The 1,511-nt window shown below is 70.2% G+C and carries 3 protein-coding genes and 1 pseudogene; all 4 read right to left on the bottom strand.

Features of this window, described 5'->3' with window-relative positions:
- Positions 1–350 (bottom strand): ABC transporter permease (locus FWJ67_RS11080; RefSeq protein WP_414482852.1); only part of this gene is annotated, 350 nt, incomplete at its 3' end.
- 175 nt (positions 351–525) lie between these two features.
- Positions 526–669: pseudogene (locus tag FWJ67_RS11075) on the bottom strand (ABC transporter permease); the annotation flags it as partial.
- 89 nt (positions 670–758) lie between these two features.
- Entirely contained in the window at positions 759–1,346 is a 588-nt protein-coding gene (locus tag FWJ67_RS11070) for an ABC transporter permease (protein WP_414482851.1), read from the bottom strand.
- Positions 1,322–1,511 (bottom strand): hypothetical protein (locus FWJ67_RS11065; RefSeq protein ID WP_414482850.1); only part of this gene is annotated, 190 nt, incomplete at its 5' end. The genes FWJ67_RS11065 and FWJ67_RS11070, both read right to left, overlap by 25 nt.

The following is a 1,511-nucleotide window of genomic DNA, read 5'->3' as shown; positions in this document are numbered from 1 at the left end:
GCCCGCACCCCCAAGCCCAGGAAGCTCAAGGTGGCCGTGAGGAGTATGGCGTTCCCCACGTCAAGCGTGGCCTGAACCACCACCGGCCCCAAGCTGTTGGGGAGAAGGTGATCTTTGAGAATCCGACGGCCCGGCGCGCCCAGCGCGACCGCCGCCTCCACAAACTCCCGCTCCCGCAAGGCGAGGACCTGGGCCCGCACCAGCCGCACGTAGACGGGAATCCGGACAAAGGCGACGGCGAGCACCGTACTCGTCAGGCCCGGCCCCAGCGCGGCCGCCACGGCCATGGCCAGCACCAAGCCGGGGAAGGCCAGGATCACGTCCATCACCCGCATGAGGAGCAGATCCACGAGACCCCCGTACCACCCGCTGAGGCCCCCCCAGAACCATCCCGAAGGCCAAGGCGATGGCCACCACCGCCACGCCCGACCCGATGGAACGCCGGCCCCCGTCGAGCACCCGGGAGAAGAGGTCCCGCCCCACCTCATCGGTGCCGAACCGGTGCCGCGCCGAGGGTGGCTGAAGGCGCCGGGAGAGGTCCACCCCGTTCGGATCGTACGGCGCCAGCCAAGGCGCGAGGAGGGAGGCGAGGAGCATGACGGCCACCACCCCACCCGCGAAGGCGGCCAGGCTGTTCCGCCGGGCGAGGCGCCTCCAGCGCCCGCCCACCCCCACCGCGACCCCCTCATCAGGCCTGGGCGCGCCGCTCGGCCGCCGGCCCAGGAGCGCCGGTATCCTGTTCCGTTCGGTCGCCCTGGTTACCCCATAGCCCGGATCCTCGGATCCAAGAGAAGCGTCACCAAATCCACCACCAGGTTGACCACCGTGTACCCCGTGGCCACCACCAGAGTGAAGCCCATGATGGCCGGAAAGTCGAGGAAGGCGATGGAGTCCACCACATAGCTCCCCATCCCCGGCCAGGCAAAGATGGTCTCCGTCACCACCGCGCCGGCCAGGAGATCCCCGAGGGCCAGCCCCACCACGGTCACCGTGGGGATGAGGGCATTTCGGAGCGCATGGCGGTAGAGGAGGCGCCGGGGCGGCACACCGTAGGCCCGGGCCGTCCGGATGTACTCTTGCGCCAGCACCTCCAGGAGGCTGGCCCGGACCTGCCGGGCCACCAAGCCCACATGGACGAAGGCTAGGCAGCTGGCGGGCAACGCCAGGTGCTTCAGCGCGTCGGCCGCCACCCCCCACTCCCCAGCCAGCAGCGCATCCAGGATGAGAAAGCCCGTGACGCTCCGGGGCGGCAGCCCGTAGGGGGAGAGCCGCCCCCCGCCGGGCAGCCACCCCAGCCTCCCGTAGAAGAAGACCAGGGCCATCACCCCCAGCCAGAAGAGGGGCACGGAGACGCCCGCCACCGAGAGGCTTTGGCCAGGGTGAAAAGGAAGGGCGCAAAGGGCTGGCTCGAGGTGAACTGAACGGTCCAGGGGCCTACGGCCTCGATCCTCTCCAGGGTCATGGTGACGGCCGGGTCCAGGTTGTCCACATCACCCGATAGGCCGATCACC

The organism is Limnochorda sp. (assembly GCF_047459355.1).
GTDB lineage: Bacteria > Bacillota > Limnochordia > Limnochordales > Limnochordaceae > Limnochorda.
Note: the sequence above shows the minus strand (reverse complement) of the source record. Positions and strands in the feature narration are given on the sequence as shown.